This is a genomic window from Phycisphaerae bacterium (genome assembly GCA_018003015.1).
In the GTDB taxonomy this organism is placed as follows: Bacteria; Planctomycetota; Phycisphaerae; order UBA1845; family PWPN01; genus JAGNEZ01.
Window position 1 is genome coordinate 43,745 of record JAGNEZ010000025.1, and the last position, 19,958, is coordinate 63,702.

General features: G+C 64.4%; 8 protein-coding genes. 3 read left to right on the plus strand and 5 right to left on the minus strand.

Annotated features, from left to right (window positions below; translation table 11 throughout):
• Positions 1-40: 40 nt before the first annotated feature.
• The 3 genes from KA354_12735 to KA354_12745 form a co-directional block, all read right to left on the minus strand.
• Positions 41-1,084, minus strand: a complete 1,044-nt coding sequence (locus KA354_12735; protein MBP7935504.1) for a 23S rRNA (adenine(2503)-C(2))-methyltransferase RlmN — start codon at positions 1,082-1,084, stop codon at positions 41-43.
• Positions 1,085-1,150: 66 nt separating this feature from the next.
• Complete coding sequence (locus KA354_12740; protein ID MBP7935505.1) at positions 1,151-1,717, minus strand: 3-isopropylmalate dehydratase; 567 nt, start codon at positions 1,715-1,717, stop codon at positions 1,151-1,153.
• 114 nt (positions 1,718-1,831) lie between these two features.
• Positions 1,832-2,413 carry a DUF2617 family protein gene (locus KA354_12745; GenBank protein ID MBP7935506.1) on the minus strand — a complete coding sequence of 194 codons (582 nt, stop codon included), beginning with the start codon at positions 2,411-2,413 and terminating at the stop codon, positions 1,832-1,834.
• 550 nt (positions 2,414-2,963) lie between these two features.
• Between KA354_12745 and KA354_12750 the strand changes: the two genes are divergently transcribed.
• Positions 2,964-5,048 carry a beta-propeller domain-containing protein gene (locus KA354_12750; GenBank protein ID MBP7935507.1) on the plus strand — a complete coding sequence of 695 codons (2,085 nt, stop codon included), beginning with the start codon at positions 2,964-2,966 and terminating at the stop codon, positions 5,046-5,048.
• Between the two features lie 10 nt (positions 5,049-5,058).
• Here KA354_12750 and KA354_12755 read toward each other — a convergent pair whose 3' ends face one another.
• Together KA354_12755 and KA354_12760 are read right to left on the minus strand one after the other, a co-directional pair.
• The gene (locus tag KA354_12755; protein ID MBP7935508.1) at positions 5,059-6,612 is read right to left on the minus strand and encodes a PAS domain-containing protein; all 1,554 of its coding nucleotides are present in this window, start codon (positions 6,610-6,612) and stop codon (positions 5,059-5,061) included.
• A 306-nt stretch (positions 6,613-6,918) separates the two neighbouring features.
• Positions 6,919-10,923 (minus strand): DUF2341 domain-containing protein, encoded by a 4,005-nt coding sequence (locus tag KA354_12760; GenBank protein ID MBP7935509.1) that lies wholly within the window; start codon positions 10,921-10,923, stop codon positions 6,919-6,921.
• Between the two features lie 438 nt (positions 10,924-11,361).
• Here KA354_12760 and KA354_12765 point away from each other — a divergent pair, with 438 nt between their 5' ends.
• On the plus strand, positions 11,362-16,689 hold the full coding sequence (locus KA354_12765; protein MBP7935510.1) for a lamin tail domain-containing protein: 5,328 nt from the start codon (positions 11,362-11,364) through the stop codon (positions 16,687-16,689).
• Between the two features lie 39 nt (positions 16,690-16,728).
• Positions 16,729-19,899, plus strand: a complete 3,171-nt coding sequence (locus KA354_12770; protein ID MBP7935511.1) for a hypothetical protein — start codon at positions 16,729-16,731, stop codon at positions 19,897-19,899.
• Positions 19,900-19,958: the final 59 nt, after the last annotated feature.

Sequence of the window (19,958 nt, forward strand, 5' to 3'; positions counted from 1 at the left end):
CGAGCCGTGAACCAGGGATGGATCGTCTGGCAAACACCACTCATGCTTCACGCTCCCCCCGACTCCGCAACGCCCGGTTGCCCAACTGCCCGCAAGCGGCCATGTGTTCGCGGCCCTTGGTCAGCCGCCGCTTGCAGACCTGGCCGGCACCCTGGAGCCAACCCAGGAACCGCACCACCGACTCCTCAGTCGGCGCGGGCCACGGGGAATCCCGCCGCGGGTTGTACGGGATCACGTTCACCACCGACTTCACCGGCCGAAGGTATTCGACCAGTTCGCGGGCATCCTCCTGGCGATCATTGACCCCTGGGATCAGCACGTACTCGATCATGAAGAACTGGCACTTGCGCAGCGGGTAGGCCAGCAGGGCCTCGCGAAGGGCGGCCATCGGCTCCAGCCGGTTGACGGGCATGATCTGATGCCGAATCTCGTCATTGGGAGCATTGAGTGAGATAGCCAGGTTGATCCGCCGCCAACCCAGAGACGCCAGCTTGCGGATGCCCTCGGTCCGCCCCACCGTGGAAATCGCGATCCGCTCGGCCGCGAATGACAGCCCGGAACGGTCCAACAGCACCCGGACCGCCTGGATCACGCTGTCGAAGTTGTCGAAGGGCTCGCCCATCCCCATGAAGACCACGTTGCGGACCCGCACGCCGAACTCCCGCCGGGCGGCCACGACCTGCCCGACGATCTCACCGGCGGTCAGGTTGCGGAGGAAGCCCAGCTGCCCCGTCTCGCAGAACAGGCAACCGCGGGCGCAACCGATCTGAGAGGAGACGCAGAGCGTCTTCCACTCACGGCCGTACCGCTGCATGGGAACCATGACGCTTTCGATCTCGAGGCCGTCATGGGTGCGCTGGATGAACTTGGTCAGGTCGCCGTCCTGGATGTGCCGAACCACGGGCAGCAGGTCGGCACCGATGGCTTCAAACGGGGGGAGGGAATGGTCAGGACAATCGATAGTCTCGACCGGTTGGCAGGTCAGGAGTCCGCGATACTCGGCTCGTAGCGTCCTCACATGCTGCGGCAACGGCCGGCGGCGCTCCAGCACTTCCTTGAATGTCAGCCCGAGAACGTCCACCACTCCCACCGGTCCGATGGCCCGCGGCAGCCCGGGTGGCACCAGCGGCCCAGGCTGCAGTCGGGGCCGTTACAGCATTCCCTTCGACTTGGCGTAGGCGAAGATACCCCCCGCCTCGATGATCGGGGCCACGTCACCCAGCGCCCGCAGGGGATATCGCTTTCCGCTCTTGGTCCCCACCAGGCATGGCTCGGCGGTGTGAATCTCGACCTCTTCGCCGGTCTCGAACTGCTCGACCAGCCGCCGCCCCGTCTCGAAGGGCACGAGGTAGCCGCCGTTCACCGAGTTGCGGAAGAAGATCCGGGCATAGAACTCAGCGATGACCGCGACGACGCCGGCCTCGGCCAGGGCCAGGGGCGCGTGCTCGCGCGAGCTTCCACAACCGAAGTTCTTGCCGGCAATGATGATAGAGTAAGCGCTGTGCGTGTTGGCGGGATCCTTCTGGTCGACGAAGGGAATACCGCCGCCGGGCAGGCCAGCCTGAGGCGTGGGCACCCCGCACAAGGCGTGACGCCCAAACTGCCTCCGCTCCTCCGCGATGGCCGGATTGTAGACCAGAAAATGGGCCGGGATGATCTGATCTGTGTCAATGTCGTCACCGAGAACGTAGACCTTGCCGCGGATCACCTGTTCCATGGTCTCACCTTTCGCTGGGGCAAAGGAAGCGGGCGAATCGAGCCGGATGCCGATTCGCCCGCGTGATCGTCGTTTCAGATCCACCCGACGGTGACCGCCGGGGCGGCCCCGTCCCTAACGGGCCTTCTTGGCAGCGGGCTTCGTGCCCACTTCCACAATCGACTGGGTCTTCAGGATCGTATAGTCGGCCGGAAAAGCGTGGAACGCCTGCACGTGCAGTTCGCGGTTCCGAAGCTCCCAATCGACGAACGAAAAGGGTACCAGATTGTCGTCGTCTGTCCAATCCTCGAACCTCACCAGCAGGCCCCGGGAGCCTGCGTAGTTGAGCAGATCGCGATGCGAGGCGTGGAACAGGTTCCGATTCATCTTCTCCACTTGAGTGGACAGAATGTAGTGCAGGCCGTCATCGAACTTCTCGTGGTGGTCGCGCTCGCCCCGGAACTGGAACGAGGTCACCAGGCCGTTCTGAGGAAGAAGGTCGACGTCAGTGGTCGTGACTTCAGTCACGCATCGGCCGCCAGACTGCAACGAAACCACATGGGAGAGTCCCAAGATCCAGATGTCCGCCTGGTACGCCGCTTGCTCCAGATGGCGATTCTGGTAGATCGTGAACAGCTCAGGATGGAGTGGGCGGCGATATAGCGCGAACTTCAGATCCGCTACACGCTGTAATGTCTGACCAACTTCCACGGTCATTCCCTTCAAAACCCCATGCAGACCCAGACCCTTCGGTACAGGCTGTACAAGCCTCCTACCGGCTTGCGGTTGCTGCTGATCCCGCCTCTTTCTTCTCCAGGATCACCCGACTCGGGTGTCCACCCGCCACGGCTGCTACTCCCCTCCGGGCAGGCCTCAGGTAGGCGTCGTCTTGGCTCATTCTACCGGACAGCAAACCCCGTTCCAAACAAAATCTTCCCAAAAGCAGAGCTTCTGTCGTCAACCATGAGTCTTATACCCCGCTTGGCCCAAAAAGTTCCCAACATTCTAAAACACCGAATCATAACGGCTTCTGCAATGACCGGTGTTTCGTGTAATACCAATTCTATGTCAGCTTAAGTGTATTCTGAGGCCCCTGGTTGCTTGAGCTCGACTTGTTCAACCCTCCTGGAATCCTGCACAGACGGAAAACCGACTCGCCTACAATACTAGCGTTTGGGCGAGACACGTAGCTCCCCGTACAATCCCCCCGTCAAACGGACCGATACGGTCGGGCGTCTTGTCTCCAAGTTGAAGAAGGAGGAATGCGATGCGACGGCTTTGGATCATCGCAGTGGTCGGACTGGCCTTTGTCCTGAGCGGTGCCTCATGTCCGCTGTATCACCCCCGTACTGCCAAACCAAGGATTGCCGGGCTGAAGGGTTTTGGATCGGCCGAGGAACTCCGTCAGTTCCTGGTGGATCAGGCCAACGAGCGGCTTTCCGGGACGGGTCAGAGCTACGGCACGGGCGACCCCTTGTTCGACCTGTTCTTCGGGTGGGGCGGCATGGCCTCCGCCCCCACGGCCGAGCTGAGCAACGCCGATACCGGGGGCCGATCCGAGGGAGCCACCACCTCGCATTCGTCGACCAACATCCAGGAAGAGGGCGTGGACGAGAGCGACGTCGTCAAGTGCGACGAAGAGACCATCTACTGGCTCCGCGGCGACACGATCCACGTGTGCCGAGCATATCCGGCGACCCAGCTGGCCGAGCTTGCCACCGTGAAACTGGATTCAACCGGCGAGTCGCTCTACCTGCGCGGCCACCAACTGATCGCCCTTTCCAGCCGCTGGTCGTACGGCTACTACCGGTACGGCTGGGGTGTCTTCGCGGCGGAAGCGGAGGCCCCCACCCCGGGAGGGACGAGTTCAACCGATTCCTCTTCCCTTGTCGGCGGCAGCTGGAACGACGGCGGCCAAGTCACCGTGTCCATCATCGACGTCAGCGACCCGGCCCACCCCACGACCACCGCCACAGCCAAGTTCGAAGGCCAGCTGGCTTCCAGCCGGATGATCGACAATCATCTGTATCTCGTCGTGACCACCACGCCGCGGCTGCCGGACAACCCGGTGCCGTTGACGCTCGAGGGCATGACCCTCGACGAATGGCTGCCCGACTACGAGATCACCATCAGCGGCGGAGCCACCCAAATTGGCGACATGATCTCCTGGCAAGGCGCCTTCCGGCCCGAAGTCGGCGACGGCTACAACATCACCACCGTTGCAACGCTCGACGTCGATAACCCGACCGGCGGCTTCGCCTCGACGGCCATCACCGCCGACGCGGGAACCATCTACGCCAGTACCGCCGCCCTGTATGTCACCGACACCCAGTACGACTGGTACATGGGCGGCTCGCGGACCGACACCATTGTCCACAAGCTGGCCTTCACCCAAACCGGAACCGACTACATCGCCAGCGGCATGGTGCCCGGCCGGCCGCTCAACCAGTACTCGCTCGGCGAGTATGACGGCCACCTGCGCATCGCCACCAATCAGGACGAGTGGTCGATCGACGGCGCCGGTCTCAAGAACGGGATCTACGTCATGAAGGAGACCGGGACGACGTTGGACATCGTCGGCCGGATCGACGACATCGCCGTCGGCGAGCAGATCTATGCCGCCCGCTTCATCGGCCCGCGCGGCTTCCTGGTCACCTTCAAGCGAATCGACCCGCTCTTCACCGTCGACCTGAGCAATCCGACCAACCCGCGGATCGTCGGCGAGCTCAAGGTGCCGGGCTACTCCGATCACCTTCAGCTGCTGGACCAGAACCACATCCTGGCTATCGGGAAGGACGCCCAGGACACCGGCTCGTTCGCCTGGGTCCAGGGCGTGCAGCTCTCCATGTTCGATGTGAGCAACCTGGCCAACCCCCAACTCATGTTCAAGGAAATCATCGGCGGTCGCGGTACCCACAGCGAGGCCAACAACAATCCCAAGGCATTCATCTACTACGAGCCCGACGAATCCGGCCCAGGATACCTGACGTTCCCGATCGATCTGTACAGCACGGGCACGACCGGCCCGGAGTGGGGCACGCACCAGTTCACCGGCATCCTGGTCTACCGCGTGGATCCGCAGACCGGCTTCTCAAGGCTGGGGTCCATTTCGACCTTGCCCGAAGGCAAGTCACCCAACGGCTGCAACTGGTACTACTACGGCGCCACCCGCGGGCTCTTCATCGGCGAGAACGTGTACGCGGTCTCCGATCTGGGCGTGAAGGCGGCAGGGCTGAGCAGTCTCGGCACACTGTCCGGAAGCGTTTCATTCACCGGGGCCAGCGCCTTCGAGGACTGCTACTATGACGACCTGCCGGAGATCCTGCCGGCCGTTTCGGAAGGCCTGCGGTAGACCCTTCGGCTCATGAGCCCTCCGGCGCGTCGTCCAAGGCAACCAGCAGGTCCGCGACCAGGCCGCGCAGGTCCTCAATACGATAGGGCTTGGTCAGCACCGCGGACCTTGCCGGGAGAGGAGCCTCCACGCCCGACGTCGCGCCGGGGGCGATCAGAATGACCGGTGTCTGCCGTCCGCCGTCCCGGATGGCCCGTAGACATTCGAGACCGCTGCGTTTCTCGAGTTCCATGTCCACAACGAGCAGACGAACTCTGGTGCCGAGTTCCTGGAACTTGGTCAGCAGTTCGAAGCCGTCCCCGGCCTCGACGACCCGGTAGCCGGCGGCAACGAGGGTCGACACGAGAATCGAACGGACGTGGGGATCGCCCTCCGCCACCAGCAGCAGATCACCTTGTCCCTGGTGGGGCGAGGCCCGACCCCCGGAAGCGGACAGAGCGTCGGCGCTCACACAGGGAAACACCAAGGTGAACGTGCTCCCCTTGCCTTCCGTCGAGCTGAACTCGATCCGCCCGCCGTGATCCCGGACGATGCTCTGCACCACCGCCAGACCAAGCCCCGTGCCCTTGCCACGCTCCTTGGTGGTGAAGAAGGGTTCGAAGATCCGACCGCCGATCGCCGCGGGGATGCCGCACCCGCTGTCTCGGATTTCGACGACCGCGTACGTTCGCTTCGGCTCCAGGTCGGAGAAACGAGCCAGATCCTCGGCCTGGGCGGCGCGGAGAACAACGTCGAGACGGCCGCCGTCCGGCATCGCGTCCTTCGCGTTGATCACCAGGTTCATCAGGGCCTGCTGCAGTTGGGTGGCGTCCGCATGAACAACGAGACCGGTGCTGACTCCGAGATGTTCGGTCACCCGGACGCTCGAGGGCAGCAGCCGTCGACAGAGGTGGCACCATTTCGGAAAGTCCACCGCCAGATCGATCAGCTTCTTCTGCACCGGCAGCCGCCGGCTGAAGGTGAGCATCGACCTGGCCAGGGCCATCGCATCCTGGGCCGCCTGCTCGATCATGTCCAGGGATTCCCTCGCGGTCGCCTGCCCCTCCAGGCTGCCGCGAAGGAGGGCCACATTGCCGAGGATCACGGTGACCAGGTTCCCGAAATCGTGAGCCACGCCGCCGGCCATCTGACCGAGAGCCTCCAGCCTGTGAGTCTGACGCAGCAAGTCCTCCAGCCGGGCTCGCTCTTCCTCGAGACGCTTGCGCTCGGTGATGTCCTGCATCACCCCGACGAAGCGATCCGGCCGCCCGCCCCGCCCCACTGCGAGCAGCCCGCGGTCCAGCATGCGAACGTAGTGCCCGTCCTTGTGTCGAAAGCCGTATTCGCATTCGTACGGCGTGCCATCGCGGAGGGCAACTTCAAGAACACCCAGGGCTTCGGCGCGGTCCTGGGGATCGATCCGTTCCGCCCATTGTTCGAAACCGCCCTTCATCTCGGACAGGGCGTATCCCAGAATCTGCTCGATGCTCCCACCCCAGACGAGCTTCTTGGTCGCAAGCTCGCCATCGTAGACGATCTGCCGAGCCGCCGAGGCCGCCAGCTCATACCGCTGCCGCCAATTCACGCGGCCCCTCGGCGTTCTTCCCCGCCTGAGCGGCCCGCCACGCCTCGTTCGCCGGCCGGAGTCACCGGACATGACCAGTCCCTCATCGCCGCAACAGGGCTTGCGGCTTGGGTAGCCCTCTCGCGAGAACACCAGTATACGCCAGCATGGCGGCGCCGGCCAGCAGCTCCGGGGCCACCGCGGCTGCCCCCCTCGACGGGCGGGCAACGGTTCCCGGCGCAAGCAAACAGCGGACCTGGCCGCCCGTGAGGCAACCAGGTCCGCCGTATGTCTAGCACTTCCCGCTACACGGGTGTGGGAAGCGAGTTACTGCGGCATGTCGAGGCAGCCTGCGTCCGCCGCGATCGCCGGACCAGCGTAACAGTTCTGGAAGGCGGCCAAATCCTCCGCGGCCACATAACCGTCACCGTTGGTGTCCGCACAAGCACACACCGAACCGGTCAGCGGTGCGACCGTGCCCGTGAAGCAGGCCTGGAAGAGCCCGAAATCGACCTGGTCGACGTCACCGTCCGTGTCCAGGTCCAGTCGCGGGGCGGCACAGGCGGAGAGCCCGCCGGTCATGGCCGCATACTCCGCAGCCACCCACTCGGCCGAGCGGGCAACGCCGGAAAACCGGATTTCGTCAACCAGACCGCTGTACCACCCGTTGGTATCGGCACCGATGGCGTCGATGACGCCGGTTCCGATCTTGGCGGTGTCGCCTGAGGAGCCCTGGTTGGTGATGTTCTCCAGGGCGACCTGACCCGCTTCGACGCCGTCCAGGTAGATCACCAGGCTCGTGGCGTTGCCGGTCATGACCACGTAATGCCATTCGCCGGTGTTGTAGGCGTAGGGGACGTTGATGCCCGGCCAGGTCCCGCCGGCACTGACCCACGCCTGCAGGTTGGCCCCGCCGTGGAAACCGAACTCGATCAGGTCATTCTGGCCGAACAGCGGCATCCGATCGCCGAAGGCCGCTGCCTCGGGAGCGATCCAGCCGCTGACCGTGAACTCCGCCAGGTTGCTCAAGAAACTGGCGTTGAGGTCAACGTAGGCATCGGTTCCGTTGAACCCGCGCCCCAGGCCCAGCCGGCCCGTGGCGCTGGTCGAGTTGTAGATGGTCCCGTCGTGGTCATTGGCCGTCGAGTCAATCACCGTGGCCTCATCGGCAAAGTGGTAGACGGCCAGGTAGCCGGCGGTCCACACGCCTTCCGCATCCTGCCCGGCGGGCACGCCTGGATTGTTCCAGTGCATCCAGACGGTGGTGGCCTGATCAAGCTGCGGAACCTTGACCCAGATGAGCGAGGTGCCGGCCGCATCCCACCGCTCGATTTCGTACGGCAGGAGGGCCGTCTGGTCCTTGTTGGTGAAGCGGATGTCCGAGCCGTCGGCCGCAAAGCCGGCGTAGTTGTCGACCTTGTCCGGCGTGAGCGTCACCAGAACCGGGAACTCCGCCAGCGGCGTGGCTCCCATGTATCCGCTGAACGAAACCCGCATGCTGTTCTTCCAGTCGGCGATCGAGTCGATATCCTGGATCGTCACCGTCGCCGAAGCCTCGCCGGCGACATCGTAAATGGCCCGCTCCTGGAGAGTCAGGATCACGGTCTCCTCGCCCTCGAGCGGCAGCCAGTCCTGAATGGCGCTGACCGTCAGATTGATCTGGGTCTCGCCGCCGGCGAAGGTGACCGGGATGGGCAGGGCGGTATAGTCCTTGCCGGGCGTGGCCGTTCCCTCCACCGTCAGGTAGACGGTGAGCGGCCGGCTGGTATTGCCGCCCGAGCGGGTGAGGGTGAAGGTGCCGGTGTCACCCAGCTCGGTCGCGGCGGCGTCGGCGGCAACAAGCTGCACCTGAGCGACGACCCCGCCGAAGGCGATCAGGTTGTCGACCATGGACGCGGCCTGGTTAGCGACCCAACTCTCCGACTTGGCCACGGAAAGAACCTGAACCTCATCGATGGTGCCGCTGAAGTACTGGGCGGCGGCAGCGTGGCGGGCGAACTTGAGGGTGTTGGTTTCCACCTCCGGGATGCCCAGGGCCTCGGTGTTCTGGGTGATCAGAACGCCGTCGCGGAATCCCTTCAGCGAACCTCCTGCTTCAGCGGCACCGTCGTAGGTCCCCGCCAAGCAGTACCAGGTATTTGCCTCGAGCGGGTTCATCGTGGCACCCCGCCAGCCACCGGCTGTCGAGTTGACCGCGATAGCGCCATTGAACTCCGGTGTGCCGTGGCCCCAGTTGATCTGGTAGTTGCTCTCGCGATGGACCGGGCCGGTGGCGGTGGCGCCCTCGGAAGCGGCGGCGGTTCCACGCACGTAGGTCATCACCGTGAAGTAGGTGATGTTCTCGGTGTTGCCGGTGTCAACGTAGTTTGAACTGGCGGCATCGAAGCTCAGCGCCCCGCCGATCGCGCCTTCGACCGGGCTGGCCCCGTAGTTGGTGCCATCGTTGCCGTGGCCGGTGGAGTCGTAGTAGAGCCCTTCGGCGGTGGTGGTATTCAGGTGCCAGACACCCAGGTAATCGGGCGTCCAAACCGCCTCCCCACCCTGAGCCAAGACGGAGTTCGTGTTGCCCCAGACCAGGGTGATGGCATCGGTGGGCGCGGCGATCTGCGGGACCTTCACCCAGACGTAGGACGATCCCGCCGGATCCCACTTCTCCACCTCGTAGGGCAGGCTGAGGTCGCCACTTCTGAAGCGGAGGTCCGAACCATCGGCATTGAAGCCGGCGTAGTTGTTGACGCGCTCGGGGGTCAGCACGACCAGAACCGGGAACTCGGTCAGGATCTCGGTGCCGGTGTACCCGGCGAAGACCAGGTCCAGGGACTTGGTCCAGTGGCTCCAGGATCCGTTGTCTGCGATCGTGGCCGTGGCCGAATCGGGTGCCCCGGCCACATACTGCGGATCGTTGGACGTGATCGTGACCATGACCGTCTCGTCCCCCTCGGTTGTTCCGTCCTCGTAAGGCGTGACGGGTACGGCCACGCTGGCCTGACCGGCCGGAATGACGACCTTGCCGCCCAGATACGCATAATCGGCTCCGCCGGTCGCGGTTCCCGACACGGTGTAGTTCAAGGTCAGCGGGAAGAGCGTGCTGCCCGTGCGGGTGAAGGTGAACGTACCGGTATTGCCGGCCACTTCGGCAGCGGCGGAGTCGGTTGCCTCGACGGTGATGGTTGCGGTGACATCCTCGCTGATCAGGTTGATTTGTGCATTCGATGGTTCCCCGAGCTCGTAGGTGGGTGCCGTGGTCAGTGCGACCGTGACCGTCTCATCGACCTCGACCTCGCCGTCATCGATTGGCGTCACGGTGATGGTTGCGGTCGATTCGTTGACAGGGATGGTCACCATGCCGGACAGCGTCGCAAAATCAGTGCCGGCCGTGGCGGTGCCATCGAAGTTGTAGTACACGTCAAGGGCTTTGGAGGTGTCGCCGCCGGCTCGGGTCACGGTGAAGGTGCCTTCCGTCGCCGGTTCGGCGGCACTGGTGCCGGCCGCGATCGTTACTGTGGAGGGTGGGTAGGTCGCGATGATCTGGACGGCATTGATCTGGGAGCGGAAGGTCTGCTCCTCGCTCCGAATGATGATCTGGTCGGCGGTCAGGCCGGTGAACACGATGTAGTTGCCGATGCCGGCGGTTTCCAGGGTGTTGGCCGTGATCGGTACCTGAGTGAACACCGGTGCCGCGGCGGTGAAATTCACCGAGTCCTGGAGGAAGACATGGGGAGTCAGAACGGAGCCCAGACTGTCCGGCGGCATGGCCGTGCTGGTGGTCTCCTGAACCCAGTATTCACTTCTTCGGCCTTCGGTGGCGTCGCCGTCGCTGTAGATGACCACGCTATAGCCGGTGGCACCCGGCTGGGCGGCCAACCACGCGGCGAGGCCCTTGACGAAGACCTGCGGGACGTTGGCGGTCGTTATGTTGCCAGTCCAGAACTGGTAAGGCGTGGTCACATCGTCGTTTGGCTTGCCGGGGGCGTCGATGTAGCCGTGCATGAGCTTGCAGTTGGGGGTCGACGTGCCGGCTCCGTCGTTCCAGATATTGGGGGAGTCCCAGGCGCAGACGATGGTCACGCCGGTGAACGTCACCTTGTTGCTGAACTTGCTGAGGGTGATGTTGCTGCCCCATCGCCCGAGGTTGTTCCAGTTGTCCTGGGCGTATCCGGGAGCTCCGGCAACTTCGTCTACTCCCAGCGAGTCGCCGCTGGTTTCCTGGATGCCGCTGCCGCTGTTGGCGACGAAGTTGATGCCGATGGACTGGGCGGGGGCAAGGCCCGCGGAAACCCCGATCAGAATAAGTCCTAACGCGACGGTCAAGCGAAAACCGAGCTGGGACATGGACTGGGCCCTCCTCAATGGCCGAACGGACAACCGGGCGACAATCCCGCGATTCCAATAGCGCGAGCGCCCGCGACAGAGGCAGGAATCCAACATGGAAATTGCTCCTTTCCCACGACAATTGTCGTGGAGCCACACCAGACAACCGACATGAAGACTGATCCGCAGACGTGCATGCGGGCCGGGTCAGACACCTTCGACAGACCCCCCGATGCTACAACGCAGTATACGCCGAAACCACCGGCCATGCAAGCCGGAGTTGGTGACGAGATAAGCCTTCTAGGAGGCGGAGACCGCGAAGCGCACTTCGATGAGACAGGCCTATGTAAATACCCCATCGTCGGCCCGGACTTGATCCTCCCCCCCGGTTTGCCATAGACTATCGCTATAGAGGGTCGCAAGTCTCGTTCCTACGATCATAGGGGAGGAGGGCGTTCCGTGGTGAGCACCCCAACGTCTATATGCAGCCGGTCTGTCGGCTGTTTCCTGGCCATGCTGGCTGTGTTCCCTCTTGCGCCAGCCTCGCTCCAGGCCCTCGTCCTCACGGAACTCATGTTCCATCCCCTGGGGGACAATCCGGATGAGGGCGTCCACGGCGAAGAGTACATCGAGTTGTGGAACGAGACGTCGGGCTCGATCGATCTGAGCGGTTATCGGTTCACCCGCGGGATCAGCGGGGCCAACGGGGAAACGGACTACACGATTCCCAACGGCACCGTCTTGCCGGCGGGACAGTACTTGGTGGTGGCTCGAGAGCCGGCAGCCATGGCCGCCCGGGGGGTCTCCGGGATCATCGGACCCTACGGGGGTAATCTCAGAAACTCGGGTGAGCGGCTGACGCTAGTGGATGCGGCGGGAGAAACGGTTGTAGACGTCGCTTACAGCGATCGCGGCGACTGGCCGGCGGCGGGTGATGGGACGGGTCACTCCATCGTACTCAAAGACATCACCGAGGATCCAGACATGGGTCGACACTGGCGTCTGAGCCAGTTGAAGGGCGGCTCGCCCGGTGCGGCCGACGTCGTCAAGCCTCAGACCCTTTACCTGGTCTACGCTCCCGAGCTGAAAAGCCACGGCTGCGCGACCGACTGCTCGCGGCAGCGGTACTTCAAGGGCACCGTCGAACCGCCGGCAACCTGGAAGGATGTCACCTTCGATGACTCGAGCTGGTTGATCGGCTGCGGCGGATGGGGGTACGGCGACGAGGACGATTGTACCCTGCTCAGCGACATGTACAACTACTACCTCTCCGTGTATGCCCGGGTCGGTTTCGACCTGACCGCCGATCAGATCGCCAACATGAAATCCCTGACGTTGGAGGTCCGCTACGATGACGGCTTCGTCGCTTATCTCAACGGTCATGGCGATCCGGTCGATCGGGCCAACGTGAACGGCACGCCGCCGGCGTTCAACCAGCGGGCGTCCTCCAGCATCGAACCGACCACGCAGACGAAGGACCTGACGTCCAAGATCGGTCTGCTTCAGGCCGGGCCCAACGTGCTGGCGCTCCAGGGACACAACTACCCGAGAAACAGCAGCGACCTGTCGTTGATCCCCCGGCTGACCGCAGTCATCGAGCCGCCGTCCAGCTCGAACGATCCCGCCCGCCAGCTCCTGATCAACGAGATCTTCGCCGACGGCTTCGGAACCGAGTGGTTCGAGCTCTACAATCCGACCGATCAGGCGGTAGCCCTGGACGGGGTGTGGCTGAGCAACAGCGAGGACAACCTGGCGATGCAAGCCCTGCCCTCCGGAACCACAGTGCCAGCCAGGGGTTTCCTCCAGCTTCAGCAGGGCGTGGATTACAGCACCTTCAGTATTCGGACCAGCACGACCAGCGGCCAGATCTTCCTCACCGCCCCGTCGCAGGCCTACGTGCTGACCGGCTACTGTTTCGGTACCCAGCGCACCGGATGGAGCATCGGCCGCTATCCGGACGGCGGCGACGACTGGTCCCCGATGGATACCCCGTCGCCGGAGACGTTCAACACCCGCCATCGGCTCCGCCAGGTGGTCATCAGCGAGCTCATGTACCATCCCCTGCTGGGCGACGATGCCGGTTACGTCGAACTGTACAACACCGGCACGACCATGGTGAACATCTCCGGTTGGGAGTTCGACGGCATCGGCTACCGGTTCGGCGACAACAAGACGCTCCCGCCCGGCGGCTACGCGGTGGTCTGCGACAACCGGACGGTAGCCTCGGCGGCCTACGGGCTGGTCTACAGCACGCTATACGGCAACTACCACGGGAACCTGGCCCGCGGTGGCGAGAAGGTCGTCCTGCTGGACGAGAACGACCTGGTCGTGGACTGCGTGACCTACACCGACGAGCCGCCCTGGCCGGTGACCCCGGACGGCACCGGAGCCTCGCTCGAACGCCGCTGCGTCAGTGACAGCTTCGAGCAGCCCTCGGACTGGGTCGGCTCGGTGGTCGGCGCTCCCACGCCGGGCGGTCCCAACCGGATGTCGGACTGCACGGTTCCGCCCACGCCGGCGGTGGTCATCAATGAGATCATGCAGCATCCCTTCGCCGATCTGCACGATGACGCGAAAACCGAGTTCATCGAAATCTACAACAACTCCGGCGCCGCGGTGAATCTGACGAACTGGCGCTTGGGCGGTGACATCCAGTTCGCCTTCCCGGACGACTATTCGATCCCCGCCGGCGGCTACCTGGTCCTCTCGTCGGACGATGCCGCCGGTCGTGCCGGCGAGGGCGGACTGTACCGGGTCTACACCCACCTTTCCGACGCCAACACGCTTGGCCCGTATGCGCCCGAACTGCCCAACGGCAACGGCGACGTGTGGCTGATCGGTGAAGACGGCCGGGTCGTCGACGCCGTCACCTACTCCGACGATTTCCCCTGGCCCAGCCTGCCGGACGGCTATGGCACGGTCGAGGGTCGAGGCTATTCGCTCGAGCGGCGATGCATGACGGCGCCCTCGGCTTCGCTGGCCAACTGGGAGGCGTCGCCCGCCGACGGGGCCACGCCCGGGGTGGCCAACAGCAAGTCCACCTGCACCCTGCCTCCGACGGTGGCCGCCCTGAGCGTCACCCCCTCGCCGGTCATGGCCACCAGCACCACGACCATCACCGCCACGATCGAGCCTTACACCGCGGTGGCCGGAGCCCAGGTCCGATACTTCGTGGATGACATCGAGAAGACCGGCGAGACCGTCTCCACGGCAATCATGTCCAACGGGGGCAACGGCATCTGGACGGCCACGCTGCCGGCCCAGGTCGCCAACAGCGTGGTGCGGTACCAGATCTGGCTGAACACCGGGGCCGGTTATGCCCGGGTCTCGCCCCGACCGGCCGGCGACGCCTACGAATGGAACGCCTACTTCGTCGATCCGCAGATGTCCTCGCCAGAGCCGCAGTTCCACCTGTTCATCTCCAAGGCCAACTGGCAGCTCCTGTACACCAACTGCTCGCCCGGCCGGGTGATCGGCTCAGCCCTGAATCCGAACTGGGACGCCCAGGTTCCCGCCACGTTCGTCGCCGACGGCGTGGTCTATGATGTCTCCGTTCGATTCCAGGGCAGCCGCTGGAACCGCCTCGGCGGCGGCACGATCAACTTCTCGTGCCCGTCCTACTCGACCACCGGCCAGGTCCAGGTCCTCAGCTGGCGCATCAAGTTCCCCTCCTACCGGAAGTACAACAAGCTGGACACGATCGCCCTGCAGAAACAGGCGGGCTGGCCGCAGCGGGTCAGCTTCAAGATGTTCGAGCTGGCCGGCGTGCCCGCCCCGATCACCGACTGGGCCAGCCTGCACATCAACGGCTGCCTCTACAACGAGTACGCCTATCTCATCGAGCGACCGGCGGCCGACCTGATCCAGCGCTGGTTCGGCACAGTGGGCGACCTGTTCAAGTCCCAGGGATTCACCGGCGACGAGGGCCCGTTCAGCTGGGGCGACGAGCGGCTTATCACCGGCTCGCTCAACGGCTACACCGAGGAGCAGCGATATGAATACACCTACGACCGCACCACCCTGACCTGGAAGGGTCGCCCCGGCGACGGCAAGTCGGATATGGTCGAGGGGCTGATCGAGGGCCTGAACGCCGCCCGGGCCCAGGGCACGGCGGCCCTGCGCGAGTTCCTGACCCAGACCTTCGACGTGGACCTGACCCTGCGTTACATCGCCACCATCAACTACGTCGGCACCTTCGACGACATGTTCCAGAACCACTTCCTGTACCGCAAGGCCGACGACGGCAAGTGGTGCATGCTCCCGTGGGACATGGACAATACCTTGGGCGGCGCTTACGGCGAATACAACGCCCACTGGCTACGCGGGGCCAATCGCAGCGACGTCGGCAACCGCAGTGGCTGGTGGAACTACATCAAGGACTCGTTCTTCCTGGCCTACGAGGCCGAGTTCACCACCATGATGCTGTACCTCAATAACGAGGTCTACCCACCGCAGGTGATGAACTCGATCGTCGAGGCCCTGGCCGCCGAACGCGGCGTCGATCCGTCGGGCATCAAGAACCATATCCAGGCCCGCTACGACTGGCTCAATGCCAACGTGGTCATCCCGATCTGCAAGGGCGATCCGGCCGTGGTCGATGGGACGCTCTCCGAGTTCACCGTCGAAGGCCCCGATGTGGCTATCGTCAACCGCACCACCCAGTACGAGGCCCACGCCGTCAAGCAAGGCGCCACCGTGGCCGTCGATGTGGGCGCCTGCACCGCGTGGTCCACCAGCCGGCCGGACATCGCAACGATCAGCGACGGCCAGGTGATGGTCCGGACCGCCGATCCGCCGCCCACCCTCGACCTCGTCGCCACCGTGACCGACGCCACCGGGCCCCGGACCGCGATCAAGACCGTGACCCTGGCCATCGTTCCCACGACGAGCATCGATCTCGGCTTGATCGCCGGCGGCGGCGACGGCATCTCCTCCGATCTCCACCCCTACGCCGGCATCAACATGATCGACGGACAGTTCGAGCCGACCCACTACAACGGAGGAGTGGGCGACGGTAGCACCTTGCCCCAGCCGGTCCCCACCCCGCCGGGCTCGAACTTCGACCTGATCGATTCGGTGTTCATCCTGCACAGCGACGTGGCCATCAATCAGGCAGGCGTCCTGTGGGGCACGAACAACTGGACCAATCCGACCAACCCCTTCAACGGGGGTTCGTGGGACTTCATCCTCAACAACGCCGAGCCGGGCGAGGCCCGTCCACTCCGCCTCCTCGAGAGCGGTTCAACGGTCGAGTATACCTCCGGCCTGGGCATTCACGCATCGGCGGGGATCACCTTCGATCTTGCCGCGATCGCCACCTATGCCAACGTCGCAGTGCAACGCTTCGTGGGCAAATGCGGCGTGCACGCCAACGCCGGCGGCTCGGTGGAAGGTTTCGTCATCTTCTCGGATGACACCTCCGTTCTTGCCGCCTATCGCAGCGGCATCCAGTATCAGAACAGCGACGCGTACGCCTTCGACGTCGCGGTTCCGGCGAAAGCCAGGTACCTCACCCTGGCAATCGGCTCGGGCAGTGACGGCATCGGCCTCGACCACGGCGTGTTCGCCAACGCCTTCCTGATCACCCAGCCGTACGTACTCAATCCCTTCGACTTCGACGGCGACCGGGATGTCGACCAGGATGACTTCAACACCTTCGCGGCCTGCCTCTCGGGACCCTCCGTTCCGCGAGCCGCCGGATGCGAGGACTGCGACGGGGACGGGGACGGCGACGTCGATCAGAACGACTTCGGCGTGTTCCAGCGCAACATCACCGGTTCGCCCTGACCGGAAGGACCAGGGGGATAGCCCGAAGGAGAATCAGCCATGTCGCGGTGTTCGGAACGCCTGCACCGTGCGGAATGGATGGTGGCCCTGGTTCTGATTCCGGCGATGCTGCCCGCGGTCCGGGCGGCGGCGGAGACGGTTCTGCCCTCTACGTACTGGCGCAACACCGCGACCTTCCCGAGCGACGCCTTCCGGGCCCCGGCCTCGCAATCCGGCGACCCCGGCTGGATCAAGTTCCTTGTCTTCACCAGCGACCCGACCAAGGTCTACTTCCAGGACAGCAGGCAGTACCGCTTCCACTACGACTTCGCCACCGCCCTGGTCTCCGAATACATCGGCATGAGCACCGAGCAGTTTGACCAGATCACCCTCTACGCCCAGGGCCAGAAGGCAATCCTCGGTTCTGTGATTCTCCCCTATTGGACATCGTATCAACCGGCGGCCGAGCAGATCCAGGAATACGGCATCCAGCTCGTCCGGCAGAATGCCTACGATCCCGCCCAGGTCGTGACTCTCTTCAACCTGGTCAAATCCAAGGTGGTCGCCGCGGCCGGTGTCCAGGCCTACTACTTCCCCAGCTACGAGCAGATCGCTTCCGCCGAGGTGCACCGCCAGTACCTCGCGGATCACGGCGTGCAGGTCAGCTCAACGAGCCGCTGGGCCAAGGGCAACGTCGCCTACGCCCGCGGCTGGGCCCTGGGAACCCTGAAGAGGTTCCCTGCGGCCGATATCGGCCACGCCTATCGCTCCGGCCAGCTGGCCCCGAACGACATCCTCCTGACCGACGGCATACCCGCGGAGGTGCCGATCCTGGCCGGGATTGCCACCCTGGCACCCGCCACACCCAGCTCGCACGTCGCCATCCTGGCCAACACCTACGGCATCCCCTTCGTGTACCTGGCACTGCCGGATGACGCCGACCGGGCGGAACAGCTTGTCGGCCGCCAGATCGTCTTGCGGGCTTATGGGAACACCAACGACTGCGACGCCCGGCTGATCGACGTGCAGGACATCCTCACCCCCCAGCAGATCGAGGAGATTCTGGCCCTCAAGGTGCCCGCACCCCTGAAGATCAGCCCGGTGACGCCCTTCGGCGCCTACAGCGCTCCGGCCGACGGGCTCTGGCCGGCCGACATCCGTTACTTCGGGGGCAAGGCCGCCAACTTCGGACTGCTCCGGCGCTCCATCCCCGCCAACAGCCCGGTCGCGACCGCCCTGTCCTTCGACCTCTGGAACGAGTTCCTGGACCAGACGCTGACCAACGGCCGGACGCTCCAGGCGGAAATCGACCGGCGCCTCGCGGGAGTAACCTATCCTCCGGCGGATATGTCCGCCCTGTCGGCCACGCTGGAGAGCATTCGCGAGGACCTGTTCAAGAGCAGATCGGCCACCAGCTTCAGCCCGGCCGCGCAAAACGAGATCATCGCCATCCTGCAGGATCCCCAGTATCACTTCCAGCCGAACCGCAACATCCGCTTCCGCAGCTCCACCAACATCGAGGACAGCGCGCAATTCACCGGCGCGGGCCTGTACGACAGCTTCAGCGGCTGCCTCGCGGACGATCTCGACGACGACGAACTCGGACCGAGCCGATGCGACGCGTCCGAGCCCAACGAGCGCGGCGTGTTCCGAGCGATCCGCAAAGTCTTCGCCAGCTTCTACAACGACAATGCCTTCCTGGCACGGCTGCGCTACGGCCTGGACGAGAACCAGGTGGGCATGGCCTTGCTGGTGCATCACTCGACACCCGACGAATTCGAGCTGGCCAACGGCGTGGCGACGCTGGTGCGAAACGGTTCAAGCCAGAGCCAGATCACCCTGGTAACACAGAAAGGCGCGGTGTCGGTGACTAATCCTGGCGACGGCTCGATCCCCGAGGAAGTCCACGTCCAGGTCTATTCCTTCGGCAGCTATCTCACCCTCGTGGGGTACTCGAACCTCGTGCCGCTCGGGGCAACAGTGCTCAGCTGGGAGACGGAGTATCGCAACCTGAGCGGCCTGCTGCTGGCGGCCGGCAACGCGTTCGCCGCCGCCTCCGGCAAGAGTCGCTTCACTCTCGACTTCGAGTACAAGAAGGTGCTGCCCGACGAAACGCTGTGGGTCAAGCAGGTTCGCGAGCTTCCGCAGGCCAGCACGACGGCCAGCATCACGCCATTCCTGATCGGCGAGCCCGCGCCATTCACCCTGTTCCAGGGCGAGTATGCCGACGTCTTCGCCAACCACCGGCTCAAGTCGAAATGGACCGTGACCACCCGGAGCATGTGGCTGACCGAGGCTCATCTCGCCGCCGGACTTTACGCCAACGTGGCGATGGAGTATGTCGACAGCGAAGGCAACGTCCGGACCATCACCGGTCTGCCGTCAGATTGGCCCGAGGCATCTCATGACTACCCGGATAGTGCCGTGGTCGACAGTTGGTCCCTGGCCGACATGGGCAACCCGCGCCGATATACCCTGCGGGTCGGCGACGCAGGCAATCTGGTCGCGCCGTCGCAATGCCCCCTGCTGACCATCCGGGATCTCGGCCTGCAGTCCGGTTTCGGAGCCGGCGTGCTGGAACTCCAGGCGGACCACGACCGGCCGGTGCCCAGCTGGACCTGGTCCGGAGCCGGCACCACGAGCACCGACCACGGCCGCCTGATCCCCCCCTTCGAGCCTCAACCAGGCGACGAGCTGATCACCCGGAAGCTGATCGGCCCCAAAGGCGTTTCCGCAACCACTCAGTACTACTGGCCAGTCCCGCCGGGAGGAATCGCCGCCGGCTATACCGCTCCGCTCGCCCGCTTCGTCGAGACCCAGATCGCCGGCTACACCACCACCCCAATCGTGCTCCACGGGTTCTACGCCCAGACCTACAAGCCGGAACACCACAACTTCGGCGAGCATTTCATCTTCGAGCCCGGGCTCGAACCGGATTTGTCGCCTGCCATCCTGCAGGAACTCCGTGACCGCAACATCCGGCTGATCCATGTGGACTCCAGCCTCGGAGGCACGGCGACCTTCACCACCTATGGCTTCATCCCTCCAGGGGATTTTGACCAGGACGGCGATGTGGACGGCACGGATCTGGCCATCTTCAGAGACTGCGTCACCGGCCCGGCGCTCGGCCCGGCCATCTCCGGATGCCGCTCAGCGGATTTCGATGACGACCACGACGTGGATCAGGATGACTTCGGCGCCTTCCAGCGAACCTCCACCGGCTCGAAGTGAACGACTCCCGACGCGGAACAGAACAACGGAGACCACAAGCTCGGCGGCGGCCTCTCCCC

Bases quoted from the DNA above. Each gene is read 5' to 3' on its own strand.
- KA354_12740 (MBP7935505.1), bottom strand. From the start codon at position 1,717: ATGGAACAGGTGATCCGCGGCAAGGTCTACGTTCTCGGTGACGACATT.
- KA354_12745 (MBP7935506.1), bottom strand. From the start codon at position 2,413: ATGACCGTGGAAGTTGGTCAGACATTACAGCGTGTAGCGGATCTGAAG.
- KA354_12750 (MBP7935507.1), top strand. From the start codon at position 2,964: ATGCGACGGCTTTGGATCATCGCAGTGGTCGGACTGGCCTTTGTCCTG.
- KA354_12760 (MBP7935509.1), bottom strand. From the start codon at position 10,923: ATGTCCCAGCTCGGTTTTCGCTTGACCGTCGCGTTAGGACTTATTCTG.
- KA354_12770 (MBP7935511.1), top strand. From the start codon at position 16,729: ATGTCGCGGTGTTCGGAACGCCTGCACCGTGCGGAATGGATGGTGGCC.